Genomic DNA, 15526 nt, shown 5'->3' on the forward strand with positions numbered 1-15526 from the left:
AGCCAAGTGAATTCTCCTTTTAGTAATGTATGGTAACTTTATTATATAGGAATTCACTGGCTTTTGTGTACATACAAAAAAAGGTGTCAGTGAGATTTCTCTCACCAACACCAAAAATTCAAGAACCTTTTATTGCAGTTTTTTAAGTTATTATTGAGACAAGGTTGGTGATCTTATCAGGTTACCAGCCTTTTTTGCGCTCTGTTCCTTCTATATAATAGTGCGAATTTTGTGGTTGAAATAACCTTATAAGGTTGTTAGCTTTTATTTCTTCTATATAATAGTCGGGATTTTTGGGTCGTAAATATTTGTATCAATTATATATATGGGAATTGATTTATTAATGTCAGAAATAATATCTGAAGTAAAAATATTTTAGTGAATCGACTTCTTATCAGTATGTGTAGTAGGGTGTATTTATTTTTTTCCTAAATCTATTAGTCTACGATATTTTTACTAAAATGATATAAAGTTCACGAATGAAATCATCATATTTCTGATTATCCATGATTAAACGCGTAAAAGCGTCACTATGAAAACCCAAAGTGATGCTTTTTCCTGAAAAGCGACACTATGAGAACCCAAAGTGACGCTCTTACTCAAAAAAGTGTCACTTTCCGACAAATTCGCGTATTCTGATTATCATCCAATCTAGCTCCCACTAAAAAGTGCTTTTTTGCACACATTTTTTGATACATGCACTTATAATTTATGATATGATTAAGGATGTACTTATTATTTTAGAAAGCTGGATTGATGTGGAATGGTGAAGGAATATAAGCAGATTCCGGTAAGGGAAAGTAACTTAGCCGGAACAAATAAATTGAAATTAATTTTCTTGGGTTTAGTAACGGGTTTATTTAGCGGAATGCTTGCGGTGGCTTATCGCTTTGTATTAGCTGAATTGGATACGATTCGTGATTCGATATATAACATGCCATTTTCGATTAATTATTTATGGATGTTTCTCGCAGCGTTTGTATTCGGTGTGATAGTCGTTCAGTTATTAAAGTGGGCACCGTTATCTGGAGGATCTGGAATACCTCAAATCCGAGGAGAGTTACTAGGAAGATTGTCAATGAATCCGGGACCGACCTTAATTAGTAAGTTTCTTGGTGGTTCTTTGGCTAACTTTATTGGGTTAAGTTTAGGGCGTGAAGGTCCGTCAATTCAGTTAGGTGGAGTGACCGGAAAGATTGTTGGGAAGTTATTCAAGACAGATAAATTAACTTCCAATTATTTAATTACGGCTGGAGCGAGTGCTGGTTTGTCGGCTGCATTTAATGCACCGATTGCTGGGACTTTATTTACTTTAGAAGAAGTGTACGGTTCTTTCTCACATTACTTATTATTACCAAGTATTATTGCGAGTATTACAGCAAACTTCGTTTCATTTATATTTGCAGGTAAGATTTATTCTTTCTCTTTTAGAGTGAATCAAACGATTGATATGAACGATATTGGTTGGGTAGCCCTTGTTGGTTTAATTGCAGGTTTAGTGGGGATTTTATTTAATCACTTTATGGAATGGACACGACGTTTCTTTGCTTGGACAAGGTTAAAACCAATCTATTTAGTACCGTTGATTTTTATGTTGACGGTCGTTGTTGGATTATTTTCACCTGAGTTATTAGGTGGAGGGCATCATTTAGTGGAGCATATGGTTGTTGCACCGATTAGTGTGGGGATGTTAGTCTTTTGGTTGATAGGTAAGTTAGTCTTTACCAGTATATCCTATAATAGTGGAGTTCAAGGAGGTATTTTCTTGCCAGTCCTAGTTTTAGGGGCAATCTCTGGATTACTTGTTTACCACATTAGTGGGCTAGAGCCAGTTTATATGGTGAATTTTATCATCTTAGGTATGTCGGCGGTGATGACCGCAGTTGTTCGAGCGCCTATTATGTCAATTGTACTCGTAATGGAGATGACAGGGTCATTTACTCACTTAATCATGTTATCCTTCGCTTCAATTATCGCCTTCATTGTAGGAGAAATCACTCGTACAGAGCCTATTTACGAAACTTTATATAACAACCTGATTCAGCGATTAACCCCTCAAAAAGTGGAAGAAAGTGAATTAATCGTGTCGACGTTTACAATTGGACCAGAAAGTCCACTAAAGAATACGTTAATCTCTGATTTGAATTTGCCGACAAATTTACTGATTGTTGAAATTAATCGAGAAGGATTAAACTTGCTTCCTAAAGCAGATGAGTCGATTAAAACGTTAGATACGGTGATGGTTTTACATAATGTATTAGACACAGAGCTAGTTCATAATTACTTTACACATGAAGATTAGATAATACACATTTAATGAAAGTCGATTCCAACTGGAGTCGGCTTTTTTGTTAAAATTTTACATAATAGATAGCAATAATTACTTATTTGTTAGGATTATAGAGTTATTTTATTGATTTATGTTAGATTTATTTACATATAATGATATATATAAGTTGCGAAAGAGGGGTGTTTTCGCGTATAATAAGTATTGTTAGAATAATATGAGAAAAGTTTCTACAATTATTAAAATTCAAGGAAAGTTGGAGTGAAACATGAAGTTTTTTAGATGGTTATCTATGAGTTTAGTTGTAATGCTAACCGTACTTGTCGGTGTACCGGTAATGAATACGGTTGTGCAGGCACAAGAGGATAATGAGCCTTACATTATTGCTACAGATACAACATTTGCCCCATTTGAGTATCAAGATGAGAATGGCGACTTTGTTGGGATTGATATGGACCTATTGGAAGCAATCGCTGAAGATCAAGGTTTTGAATATGAGATAAGACCACTAGGATTCAATGCAGCTTTACAAGCTGTAGAGAGTGGGCAAGTTGATGGTATGATTGCTGGTATGGGAATTACAGAAGAGCGACAAGAAACTTTTGACTTCTCAGATCCATACTATGAAGCAGGAGTGCAATTCGCTGTTTTAGAAGATAGTGATATTGAAACATTAGAAGATTTGGAAGGTCAAAACGTTGCTGTTAAGACAGGTACCACAGGAATGGCAGCAGCTGAATCAGTGGCTGATGAATATGGTTTTACGATTTCAACCTTTGAAGATTCAGTTAACATGTATGAAGACTTACAGGCAGGAAATTCTGTCGCAGTCATTGAGGATTACCCAGTGATGGCTTATGCAGCACAAACAGGCGGTATTCCATTACGCTTTATCGGCGAACAAATGGAAATAACCGATTATGGCTTCGCTGTTCAAACAGGTGAGAATCCAGAATTAATTGAAATGTTCAATGCGGGGTTAGAAAGTGTCCGTGAATCTGGTGAGTTTGACGAAATTATTGATACACATTTTGGTGAGACTGATTTAGCTGAATCAGAATCAGATTCAGAAGAAGAGGAAAGTTCACAAGAATCAGAAGCAGCAGTTGTCGCTGATCCAGATCGAACTTATATAATTGGTACAGATACTACGTTCGCACCATTTGAATACCAAGATGAGAATGGTGATTTCGTTGGTATCGATATGGACTTATTAGAAGCAATCGCTGCAGATCAAGGTTTTGAATATGAGATCAGACCACTTGGTTTCAATGCGGCTTTACAAGCTGTTGAGGCGGGTCAAATTGATGGTATGATTGCTGGTATGGGGATTACTGAAGAGCGACAAGAATCTTTTGACTTCTCAGAACCATACTTTGAAGCGGGAGTTCAATTTGCGGTTTTAGAAGACAGCGATATTGAATCATTAGAAGACTTAGAAGGTCAGAATGTTGCGGTTAAGACCGGTACAACGGGTATGGCAGCAGCTGAGTCGGTGGCTGACGAATACGGCTTCACAATCTCAACATTTGAAGATTCAGTCAATATGTATGAAGACTTACAAGCGGGAAATTCTGCCGCAGTTATTGAAGATTACCCAGTGATGGCTTATGCGGCACAAACAGGCGGTATTCCATTACGCTTTATCGGCGAACAAATGGAAGTAACGGATTACGGGTTCGCTGTTCAAACAGGTGAGAATCCAGAATTAATTGAAATGTTTAATGCGGGACTCACAAATGTTCGTGAGTCAGGTGAATTTGATGAAATTGTTAATACGCATTTAGGCGATATAGACATGGCGAACGCAGACCCAGGTTCCGAAGGGGAAGAGGGTTCAGAAGAATCTGAAGAAATCGTGGCTGATTCCGATCGTACTTATGTGATTGGTACAGATACAACATTTGCGCCATTCGAGTTCGTTGGAGATGACGGCGAATACGTTGGTATTGATATGGATTTACTTGCAACCATCGCTGCAGATCAAGGCTTTAATTATGAGATTCGTCCATTAGGATTTAACGCGGCTTTACAAGCTGTTGAGGCGGGTCAAATTGATGGAATGATTGCTGGTATGGGGATTACTGAAGAACGTGAAGAGACATTCGACTTCTCAAACCCATATTATGAAGCGGGAGTTCAATTCGCAGTCTTAGAAGATAGTGACGTTGAGTCATTAGAAGATTTAGAAGGTCAAAACGTTGCTGTTAAGACTGGTACAACAGGAATGGCAGCAGCTGAGTCAGTCGCTGACGAATACGGCTTTACGATTTCAACATTTGAAGATTCAGTCAATATGTATGAAGATTTACAAGCAGGAAACTCTGTTGCAGTTATTGAAGACTACCCAGTAATGGCTTATGCGGCTCAAACAGGGGGTATTCCATTACGCTTTATTGGTGAACAAATGGAAGTAACTGATTATGGATTCGCAGTTTCTGAAGGTCAGAACCCAGAATTAGTTAGTTTATTCAATCAAGGACTAAGTAATATTCAAGCCTCTGGTGAGTATGATACAATAATATCGAACTACTTAGGTGAGGAAGAGTTAGAAGAAGAATCTTCTTCAAGTGGTTTCTTCGGTTTAATCGAACAAAATGGTCGTGCTTTACTTAACGGATTATGGACTACTTTATGGATTACTTTAGTGTCATTTGCAATTGCAGCCGTTATTGGAATTATCATTGGTTTAATGCGTACCTCTGGTAACATTATCTTATCATTCATTGCTCAAGTTTATATTGACTTGATGCGTGGTACACCGATGATCGTATTATCATTCTTCATATACTTCGGTATTCCACAATTAACAGGTTGGACATTCGGAGCGGTAGCAGCCGGTATAACTACCTTAAGTATTAACGCTGCGGCTTATATTGCTGAAATTGTACGTGGTGGTATTAATGCGATTGATGTCGGTCAAGATGAAGCGGCTCGAAGTTTAGGGTTGAACAAAAGTAAGACAATGAGACGAATTATCTTACCGCAAGCATTTAGAATTATGATTCCTTCATTCATTAACCAATTTGTCATTACACTGAAAGATACATCAATTCTATCAGTAATTGGTTTAGTAGAATTAACTCAAACAGGTCGTATTATTATTGCTCGTACTTATCAATCAGGAGCAATGTGGTTAATCGTTGGATTAATGTACATTATCTTGATTACAATCTTAACTAAGATTTCTAATAGACTAGAAAAGGATGTGTAACAACTAATGGCAAACGTAATAGTAAAAGGTTTAAAGAAAAAATTTGGTAATAATGAAGTATTAAAAGGTATTGATTTACATGTAGATTCAGGAGAAGTTGTTTGTATTATCGGTCCTTCAGGTTCAGGTAAATCAACTTTACTTCGTTGCCTAAACCGCTTAGAAGAAATCAACGGCGGTGAAGTAAATGTTAATGGTGTGAATATCAGTGCAAAAGAGACAGATATTAACTCGGTGCGTAAGAATATCGGAATGGTATTCCAACACTTTAACTTATTCCCACATTTAAATGTTAAAGAAAACATCACTTTAGCACCGGTTGAACTAGATGTGTTATCAAAAGATGAAGCAGATAAAAAAGCATTAGATTTATTAAATCAAGTTGGACTTGATGATAAAGCTGACGCATATCCAAACTCTTTATCAGGTGGACAAAAACAACGTGTGGCAATTGCGCGTGCCTTAGCCATGGATCCAGATATTATGTTGTTTGACGAACCAACGTCAGCACTTGACCCTGAGATGGTCGGAGATGTTCTTAACGTTATGAAAGATTTAGCGGCACAAGGAATGACGATGGTGGTTGTAACTCATGAGATGGGATTCGCTCGTGAAGTTGGAGACCGTGTCATCTTCATGGATGGTGGGTATGTAGTGGAAGAAGATCTTCCCTCAGTACTATTCAGTAATCCTAAAGAAGAACGTACGAAATCATTCTTAGATAAAGTATTAGTTTAATCAGTAATTTAAGGAGGTAGCTTTCGCGCTACCTTTTTTTATTTTCTAAAAATATTTAAAAACGTCTTGGAATTATGCAAATAGGCTTGTTGTTTCAGCAATTCTCGACTACAATATATCAAGATATAAAGGAGCGATTAAATATGAAAAGTAGTGTTGAAAATGTAATGAGTTATAAAAATATAAATGTTCCTGAGGAAAAATTAACAATTGAGATACCTTCATGGGATGCCGTGGCACAACCATTAGTTGACCATGCTCGTAGACAATATGAAGAAATGATTAATGAACCGGTTGACGAATTAACAAACGAAATGGTAGACGCTTTAGCTTTACCAGGAGTTAAAACAATTCAACAATTAAAACAATCGGGTATGGAAGTATACCAACGTAACCAAACACAGTTACAATTCTACAATGAAGTCTTACCATTCATCTTAAAATACTATGCAGACAACTCAAACGTCATCTTAAATAGTGAAGAACGCGACAGTTATGTTACGGATTATTTAAGACAAGTGAAAGCTTACGCCGATCAATATGACATGCCATTAGAGCAATATGGGCGTGAACAATTAAAACTTGAAGGTAATATTAATAAACAACTTGAGAAACGAGCAGAAGAAGACTTTATCTTTAAAGTGATTGCACATCGTGTCTTTGAGAACCAAGGTGGGCGCTTAGATGAAGAAGCTTACGAGCAATTTATCCACCGCAATGTTGTTCAACAAGGGGCAGATGAAATCGAGTTAAGAGAGCGATTCTCATATAACGCTTTTAAAGAAATGATGCCTGAAATGTTTCTATCACAAGATATTTACGAGTACTTTAGTAAACGCATTACTTTTAAAATTAATCCTGATGCAAAACTTCGTGTGTAGAATAATATTGAACTTATCATTAAGATAGATATAATAATGTTATATCTAAAATTAAGCAAATAAGAAAGGAGGGTTGTATTGGAAAAAGATAATATGAAGCGCTACGGAATAATTGGATGCATTGCCATAGGTATTATCGTTGTATTGGCTGTCATCTTTTTCTCTATTGGGCAACCCTTTACAAACAAATCCGCAAATTCACTTGGTGAAGAATTTAATCAAGCTGAAGAAATTACACCCGCTGAACTTGTGGAACAACATCGCTATGACACTTTGTATCTTCAACCAAAAGCGAGTGTCCTAATAGAAGATTTAAGATCATCCGTTGTAAATGTGGGTGTAGCGAACCGAACAGAAACTCCGCTTCTAACGGAAGTCGCTGAAAATGATGGGGAATTAACCCCAGAAGAAGAGTTACCTGAGATTGTTCCGTGGTTTTACTTTAGTCCGAATGTGGCGCTTGTCTCGCCCACTTCTTATGTGAATCAAGAACGTTTATTGTCTGAAGAAAGTTTAAACGGCTTTGCTTGGTATGAAGTTGAGGGTGAAGAATTATTATATCGTAACGATGCGCCATATACGGGGTGGCATAACATACCTGAGGAAGGTTGGTTCTACTTTCTAAAAGGTAAGCAACAAGATATTGGCTTTAGTTTGGAAGAAGCTGAAGAATTAACTCAACACCGTAATATGTTATTAAATTTAGTACCTTCTGATGCACCTGATTTCTTCTTTATCGAAAGACCTTATGAGTATACAAAGATGAGTGAGGTCAAACCTGTTGATTACAGTATTCTTTATAAAGCAACAGATTCATTGATTCTTAGTGCACCACCTAAGACACAAAACTCAACAATGATAACGACAACAGAAGGTTTCTATGATATGCCGATGGAAGTTGTTGCTGAGTACACTTCTTTTGGTGAAGAATGGTTACATGTTTACATTGGTTATGAGGAATTAGGATGGGTTCGAAAAGATGAGACAAGTACAGATTACGTGGAAACTTACTACAGCGAACGTGAACTGCTAGATACGATGGAAGCAGTCATTTGGGAAGAAATTGGAATGATCAACGCGAACGTCGGAGCGTCTTTTATTAATAATGAAACGATGGCACAAGTTGATATTAATAACCAACAGTTCTGGCCAGCAAGTACGCAGAAAATCTATGTACTTGGTGAAGTCTACCATCAATATAAGACCGGTGAATTATCACCAGATACTTATGTAACGATGACGGATTGGGATAAAGTGCCCGGTGCGGGAATTATTCAAGGGCAACCAAGTGAAAGTATGTATACGGTTGATGAACTTGTTGATTTAGTCACAATTTATAGTGATAATACAGCCGCAAACTTGTTAATTGATGTAGTAGGTGGGGGATATGTTATTAACCCGCATATCCATCAATTAGGCCTTTACGAGACGTATGTGAATGGGAAGTATTATAGTGAAGATACTTACTTTACAACTACGCCTCATGATGCGGCGCGTTACTTTGCCTTATTAGATAACAACCAAGTCAATGGTGAACCGTGGGATGCGATGTTAATTAATAAGTTGACAATGAATACACATAACTTCTTACGCCAATATATTCCGTCTTCAACAACGTCTTGGAATAAGTCTGGTTTAGGAGAGACAGAGCAAAATGATATCGCCACATTTATCACACCATATGGGGCTTATTCTTTAGCTGTTTACACGTCTTATCCAGGGAATTATGACAGCATTTCAGACCAGGTAGGGAATTTATCTCTTCGTGTTCATAATGTCTTTAATGAATTAAGATCACAGTTGTGGATATCTGTGGATTAATCACACTTTTAGCAAGTGCCGTTTCGGTGCTTGCTTTTTTTGTTGTAATTTCTATCGTATTTAAGAAAGCGTTTTGCTATAAAGAAAGCGTTTTGTTATAATAGATGTCATATAAAATAAGGGAGTGATATTATGAATCAACGTGAGAATATTTTAAAACTTATCGAACAAGATAGCCGCTTAAAAACGAGTGAAATCGCGACAATGCTTGATATAGAAGAGAGTGTTGTTGAACAAATTATTATTGAGTTAGAAGAAGAGAAAGTCATTATCGGCTACCACACTTTGATTAATTGGGATAAGACTGAAGATGAATATGTTTCAGCGATGATTGAAGTGAAAGTGAATCCACAACGCGGTCAAGGCTTTGATCGGATTGCGAGTTTGATTTACGATTTTCCAGAAATTGAAGCAATGTATTTAATGTCAGGTGGGTATGATTTTTCAATTGAATTGAAGAAAGCACCCATGCGAGAAATTGCCCGTTTTGTGACAAGGAAATTATCTGTGATTGATGAAGTTCAGTCGACAGCAACGCACGTTATTTTGAAAAAATATAAAGATCATGGAACATTATTTGATAATGATGATCACGATCGTAGGATGGGGATTTTTTTATGAGAGATTTCGTGAATGAACACGTCAAAAAAATAAACCCTTCAGGAATTCGCCGCTTTTTTAATATTGCTAATGAGATGGATAATGTTATTTCATTAGGAGTGGGGGAACCTGATTTCGATACACCGTGGCATATTCGTGATGAAGCGCGCGACGCATTGAGTCGTGGACGGACATTTTATACAGCGAATGCCGGGTTGATGGAGTTACGAGAAGAAATTGCTGGGCGACTAAGTCGTAAGCATCAATTAGAATATAATCCTAAAGAAGAGATTATAGTGACGATTGGTGGGAGTGAAGCGATTGATATTGCTTTACGGGCAACTGTTTGTCCCGGGGACGAAGTTATTTATTTAGAACCGGGTTATGTTTCTTATTTGCCTTGTATTGAGTTGTCTGGCGGGGTTCCAGTTCCGATTGCTTTAAAAGAAGTAAATCAATTCCGTTTAACGGCGGAAGAACTAGAAGCAGCGATTACACCGAAAACGAAGATTGTTATTATGAATTTTCCAAACAATCCAACCGGTGCGATATTAGAGCAAAGTGACATCGATGCGTTAGCTCGTGTGATTATGAAGCATGACTTGCTTTTAGTGACAGATGAAATTTATGATGATTTGACTTATACTGAAAGTGCGCATGTAACATTGGCTTCAGTACCAGGAATGAAAGAGCGCACAGTTTATATTAATGGTTTTTCTAAAACTTACGCGATGACCGGTTGGCGTTTAGGCTATTGTTGTGGGCCGAAAGCAATTATGGAACAGATGATTAAGATTCATCAGTTTGCAATTATGGCTGCACCAACACTGAGTCAATACGCTGGTATAGAAGCTTTGAAAAATGGGGATGCATCGGTTGAAGAGATGCGCCAAAGTTACAATCAACGTCGACGCTATCTTTTAAAAGAGTTAGATCGAATTGGCTTAACTTGCTTTGAACCTTTAGGAGCATTTTACATCTTCCCAAATATTCAAGAATTCCAGATGTCTTCAGAAGATTTTGCGACACAATTACTGTTAGAAGAGCATTTGGCTGTCATTCCAGGGTCTGCCTTTGGGGACAGTGGGGAAGGGTACATCCGAATCTCCTATGCATATTCGATTAAAGAACTGAAAGTCGCAATGAATCGCTTAGAGCAATTCGTTCACAGATTAAGAGAGAAAGCATTGTAGGGCGAAGCATCGCATTAATAACAAGATGGAGGATATTTTGACTAAACAAAATGGACCACTACCAACACGTGATTTATTAAATAAAGAAGAGACTTGGGATTTATCATTACTATTTGCAACCCAAGCAGAGTACGAAAAAGCAATAGAAGCCTTAAAAGAAAAAGTAGCAACTTTTAATACAAATTATAAAGGGAACTTAACAAATGTCGGAACGATTTTAAGTGCTTTAAATGATTTTGATGATATCAATGTTAGGATGGGAAAAGTATTTCAATACGGTTCTTTAGCCTATGAAGTAGATAAATTAGATGATACGAATGAAGCAAATGCGTTAAAATTAGGCCAATTAAGTGAGTGGCTTGGCGTTCGTTTATCATTTTTTGAATCGGAATTAGCGAACTTATCTGAAGAGATGTTAAATGAATTATCAGTGACTGAGGAAGGGCAAAAATTTAAAGCTTTTATCGATCGAATCAAATATAATAAACCAATGATGCTAGATCCTATGATTGAAGAAACCCTAAGTAGCTTATCGGGCTCACTAACGAATCATAGCGATATGTATAATACAGTTAAATTCCAAGACATGGTCTTTCCAGACTTTGTAGTGGGTTCTGAAACTTACAGCAATTCCTTTGCTGGTTTTGAGCAAGATTTTGAAGGGCATATGAATAAAGAAATTCGCCATGCTGCTTGGAAATCATTCCACCAAGGCCTAAGTAACCATCAACATACGGTTGCTGCCAATTATATTAACCATGTTCAAACTGAGAAGAAAATGGCAACTTTACGTGGCTTTGATTCTGTGTTTGATTATTTACTACACGATCAACAAATTTCACGTGATAGTTATAATTTAATTATCGATACCTTAACTACGGAGTTAGCGCCAGTATTTAGACGTTACGCGAAGTTATTAAAAGAAGAACAAGGGCTGGATAAAGTTACTTTAGCTGACATTAAGATGCCATTCTCTAAAGATGAACCGATGTCGATTAGTATTGATGAGAGTCGTGAGATGATTGAGTCAGCTTTATCTGTCTTTGGGGATGAGTATTTAGGTTATGTGAAGCAAGCCTTTGATGAACGCTGGATTGATTACCCGATGAACCAATCAAAATCAACAGGCGGTTTCTGTTCAACGATTGCTGATGGACCGTCTTATATTCTGCTTAACTGGACTGGTTTATTAAGTGAAGTGCTTGTGCTAGCCCATGAGTTAGGCCATGCAGGGCATTTCCAATTAACTTATCAAAACCAATTAAGTATTACACCGGAAGCAAGCTTGTATTTTGTTGAAGCACCTTCAACAGCAAACGAAGTCATTATGTGCCAATATTTATTAAATCAACCGATTGAAAATGATGCGAAACGCTCATTAATTGCGGAATTTATTACAAGAACTTACTTCCATAATATGGTGACACATTTATTAGAAGCGGATTTCCAACGCAAAGTTTACGAAGCAGTAGATAATGATGAAGTATTAAATGCTAACCGTCTAAATGGGTTCTTTAAAGAAACGTTAGAAAACTTCTGGGCAGATGCTGTAGAAATCAATGATGGTGCTGAATTAACTTGGATGCGCCAACCACATTACTATATGGGCTTATACTCATATACTTATTCAGCTGGTTTAACGATTGGAACTCAAGTGGGTCAGATGATTGCTGATAATGATCAAGAAGCTGTGTCAGCTTGGTTAGACAATTTAGCAGCAGGCGGAACGAAAGATGCGCTTGAATTAGCAGCCCATGTGGATGTAGATATGACCAATGCGGACGCGATTCGTCAAGCAATTCAATTCGTTGACGGCTTAATCGATCAAATCGAAGAGCTTGCTTAAGTTACAGTTGTGTTACAAAAATGGAGTTATGCAACAAAAGAGTTAAGGGTCATTAACAGATGGCCCTTAGCTCTTTCTTTATATTTGAACTTGAGTTAATATATCATAAGTCATCAAAAATGATATTTAATTATTTTAAATATAAAGGGGTATTACATAAATGAGAAAATCACTAAAACTTGTGGCAGCTACAATTGCAGTTTCTGCTTCATCAATGGCGATCAATAGTGCTGAAGCACAAGTCATCGGTGATAACGAAGCATCAGGGACTTGGACCGAGCGTTCAATCGTAGATGTTGCCGATTCAATAAATAAAGAAATTGCTGAAACAGGCAAATATACAATTCAATGGGGAGATACTTTATCAGTTATCGCAGAAGCGTTAGGGCTATCTGTTGAAGAAGTAACAGTATTAAACCAACTTGAAAATCCTGACTTAATTATTGCAGGTTCAACATTAGCTTTTAACGAAGAGCACCATCAAGTGACTTTCGCTAATGAAGATTTAGGTGAAGAAGTGACTTACTCAACTGAAACTGGTGAAGAAGTAGAACCAGTTGAAACAGAAGAGGTTATCGAAGAAGTCGTAGAACCAGAAGTAACTGAACCAATGACTGAAGATGGACTAGTATTAAACACAGTTGAAGAATGGATTGCGCCTGAAACGCAAGAAGTTGAAGCAGCTGAAGAAGTATCAGAATTCACTTATGAAACAGCAGAGGTTTCTTACCCAGAAAACTTAGTCACTTGGGAAGAAGAAGTAACAGAAGAAGTTGTTGCTGAAGAAACACCTGTAGTCGAAGAAGAAATTATTGAAGAATCAGTGGTAGAAGAGCCTGTACTAGAAGAAGAAACCACTGAAGTTGTGGAAGAAACTCCTGTCGTTGAAGAAATCGTTGAAGAAGAAATCGTAGAAGAAGTGGAAGAACCAACTTACGAAACTGATTTAAATGTTTTTGAAGAAACTCAACCATGGGAAGTAGTCGAAGAAGAAGAGCCAGTGGTAGAGGAACCTGTTTATGTGGAACCTGAAGTCGAAGAACCGGTTTACGAAGAGCCTGTCGTTGAGGAACCTGTTGTTGAAGAGCCAGCTTCTGGTTCAATTGACTACTACTCAGCAAGTCTTGGTTCAATGCCAGAAAATGCTGGTCTATCAGAATCTGAATTAGCAGCTAAATTAGAAATCCGCCGTCGTGAAAGTACACATAACTATGATATTTATAGTGTATCTGGAAACCACTACGGAGCTTACCAAATGTTAGATTCATACTTCACGACATATGGATATGGTGATAGATCACCAGCCAGTCAAGAAGCAGCAGCTAACGGATATGTTGCATCACGTTACGGAAGCTGGCAAGCGGCTTTAGCTCACCACAACGCGAATAACTGGTACTAAAATTTAACTATATTTAAAAAAAGTCGAAACAACTAGAAATAGTTGCTTCGGCTTTTTTTCTTAGACTTTTGTTGGCTTGATTAATACTAATAGGCATTAAATTATCGTCTTCTCATATTTAAAATTTATATTTGTCTTTTCACTTCAGATAGTGCTAGAATACTTTTAGAGCTAAGACAAAGGAGTTATTTTGAATGAATCACAAAACAATTATGGAGTTTCATGGGGGCTTAGATACGATTGGCGGTAATATAATCTCGCTGGAGTATGCTGGCTATCGTATTATTACAGATTTTGGCGCAGTTGTTGGTGTTGATATTAATGAATTGGCATATCAGAAAAATACACAAGCATTATATGACGACAACAAATTGCCTAAAATTGGTGGCCTATTTAGACAAGAAGCTTTAGAAGATAATTCAACATTAAGTTATGAAGCTTCAGACTTAAAAACGATTGTATTAATTTCACATCTACATTTGGACCATGTGGGGAGCTTGGCTCATTTACATCCGGATATTCCTGTCTATGCAACCGAGACAGCGGTTGCTTTATATCATTCGTTGAACAAGCACGAATTTCTACCGGACTATCCAGTAAATTGGACACCAGTAAAACCCGGTGAGACGATTGAACATGGTGAGTTTTCAATTACTTTTCATCTAAGTGATCATGATACGGAAGGGGCGGCAAGTATCTTTATTAAAGCTCCTGATGTTAAAGTGATTTACTCAGGAGACTTGAGATTAAGTGGTTTCCATCCGGAAAGAGTGATGGAGACAACCATTAAAGCAAAAGCTTTCCAACCAGATATCTTATTACTTGAGGGAACAAGTTATAGTTTCAGCGAAACGATTGAACCATCTGCCCTTGATAAGGCATTAGAACCACTGATTGAACGCTTAGGCAGTCACACAGAATTTGGCTTAATGCGAGACGTACGTGCTTTAATTAAAGACTCAGATAAATTAGTAGCATTTAATGGTTATCCACAAAATGTGGATCGTGTGGTTGAATTAGCGCATTTATTCAATGAGTATAAACGCACCTTTGTACTGCAAGCGAGTCTATATAATCTTGCATTCGAATATGTCAAAGACTTAGATTATGTCGCTCCTTTAGCAACTGAAGATGCGAGCTTTGGTGTGAGTGTTCAACAAATTCAGGCAAATCCTGAACAATTTGCACTTCAAGTGGATGAATTCACTTACGAGCAGCTATATGTTCTACCAAAAGGAATCTTACTTCATTCAAATGGTGTTCCTTTAGGAGCATTCATGGAAGGTTATGAAACTTATATTCGTGGCTTACATGATAATGGTTGGCGAGTGGTTGATGCGGGTGTGTCAGGACATGCATCTAAAGAAGATTTATTAGCGGTTGCCTACACAATTAACGCAAAAGTCACCGTTCCTTGGCACACAAAATTGCCAGAACTATACAGTGAAGCCCTTGAAACATATGGAGTGACAACTTGGTTACCAGAATATAACAAGCAATATTCCATCGATTCAATAAAGGAACTGAGTAAGTAGAGGAGAGATAAA

General features: G+C 37.3%; 10 protein-coding genes. All 10 read left to right on the forward strand.

The window, feature by feature from the left end; translation table 11 throughout:
- The first annotated feature begins 763 nt into the window (after positions 1 to 763).
- The 10 genes from ACEN33_RS05360 to ACEN33_RS05405 all read left to right on the forward strand — a co-directional run bounded on the left by ACEN33_RS05360 (position 764) and on the right by ACEN33_RS05405 (position 15514).
- On the forward strand, positions 764 to 2302 hold the full coding sequence (locus ACEN33_RS05360) for a ClC family H(+)/Cl(-) exchange transporter (protein WP_407094701.1): 1539 nt from the start codon (positions 764 to 766) through the stop codon (positions 2300 to 2302).
- Positions 2303 to 2555: 253 nt separating this feature from the next.
- Positions 2556 to 5501, forward strand: coding sequence for an ABC transporter substrate-binding protein/permease (locus ACEN33_RS05365; protein WP_407094702.1), 2946 nt, complete (start codon positions 2556 to 2558; stop codon positions 5499 to 5501).
- A 6-nt stretch (positions 5502 to 5507) separates the two neighbouring features.
- The gene (locus ACEN33_RS05370) at positions 5508 to 6239 is read left to right on the forward strand and encodes an amino acid ABC transporter ATP-binding protein (RefSeq protein WP_407094703.1); all 732 of its coding nucleotides are present in this window, start codon (positions 5508 to 5510) and stop codon (positions 6237 to 6239) included.
- 143 nt (positions 6240 to 6382) lie between these two features.
- Positions 6383 to 7120, forward strand: coding sequence for a hypothetical protein (locus ACEN33_RS05375; RefSeq protein WP_407094704.1), 738 nt, complete (start codon positions 6383 to 6385; stop codon positions 7118 to 7120).
- A 78-nt stretch (positions 7121 to 7198) separates the two neighbouring features.
- Positions 7199 to 8941: a serine hydrolase gene (locus ACEN33_RS05380; RefSeq protein WP_407094705.1), complete on the forward strand. Its 1743-nt coding sequence runs from the start codon at positions 7199 to 7201 to the stop codon at positions 8939 to 8941.
- 132 nt (positions 8942 to 9073) lie between these two features.
- Complete coding sequence (locus ACEN33_RS05385; protein ID WP_407090297.1) at positions 9074 to 9562, forward strand: Lrp/AsnC family transcriptional regulator; 489 nt, start codon at positions 9074 to 9076, stop codon at positions 9560 to 9562.
- On the forward strand, positions 9559 to 10734 hold the full coding sequence (locus tag ACEN33_RS05390) for a pyridoxal phosphate-dependent aminotransferase (protein WP_407094706.1): 1176 nt from the start codon (positions 9559 to 9561) through the stop codon (positions 10732 to 10734). Before ACEN33_RS05385 ends, ACEN33_RS05390 begins: the two co-directional genes overlap by 4 nt.
- A 37-nt stretch (positions 10735 to 10771) precedes the next feature.
- Positions 10772 to 12580 carry an oligoendopeptidase F gene (pepF, locus tag ACEN33_RS05395; protein WP_407094707.1) on the forward strand — a complete coding sequence of 603 codons (1809 nt, stop codon included), beginning with the start codon at positions 10772 to 10774 and terminating at the stop codon, positions 12578 to 12580.
- A gap of 160 nt (positions 12581 to 12740) precedes the next feature.
- Positions 12741 to 13979 (forward strand): LysM peptidoglycan-binding domain-containing protein, encoded by a 1239-nt coding sequence (locus ACEN33_RS05400; protein WP_407094708.1) that lies wholly within the window; start codon positions 12741 to 12743, stop codon positions 13977 to 13979.
- A gap of 194 nt (positions 13980 to 14173) precedes the next feature.
- A complete protein-coding gene (locus ACEN33_RS05405; RefSeq protein WP_407090301.1) occupies positions 14174 to 15514 on the forward strand; it encodes an MBL fold metallo-hydrolase in 1341 nt (446 codons plus the stop codon).
- Positions 15515 to 15526: the final 12 nt, after the last annotated feature.

The organism is Ruoffia sp. FAM 24228 (assembly GCF_045528575.1).
GTDB classification, from domain to species: domain Bacteria; phylum Bacillota; class Bacilli; order Lactobacillales; family Aerococcaceae; genus Ruoffia; species Ruoffia halotolerans.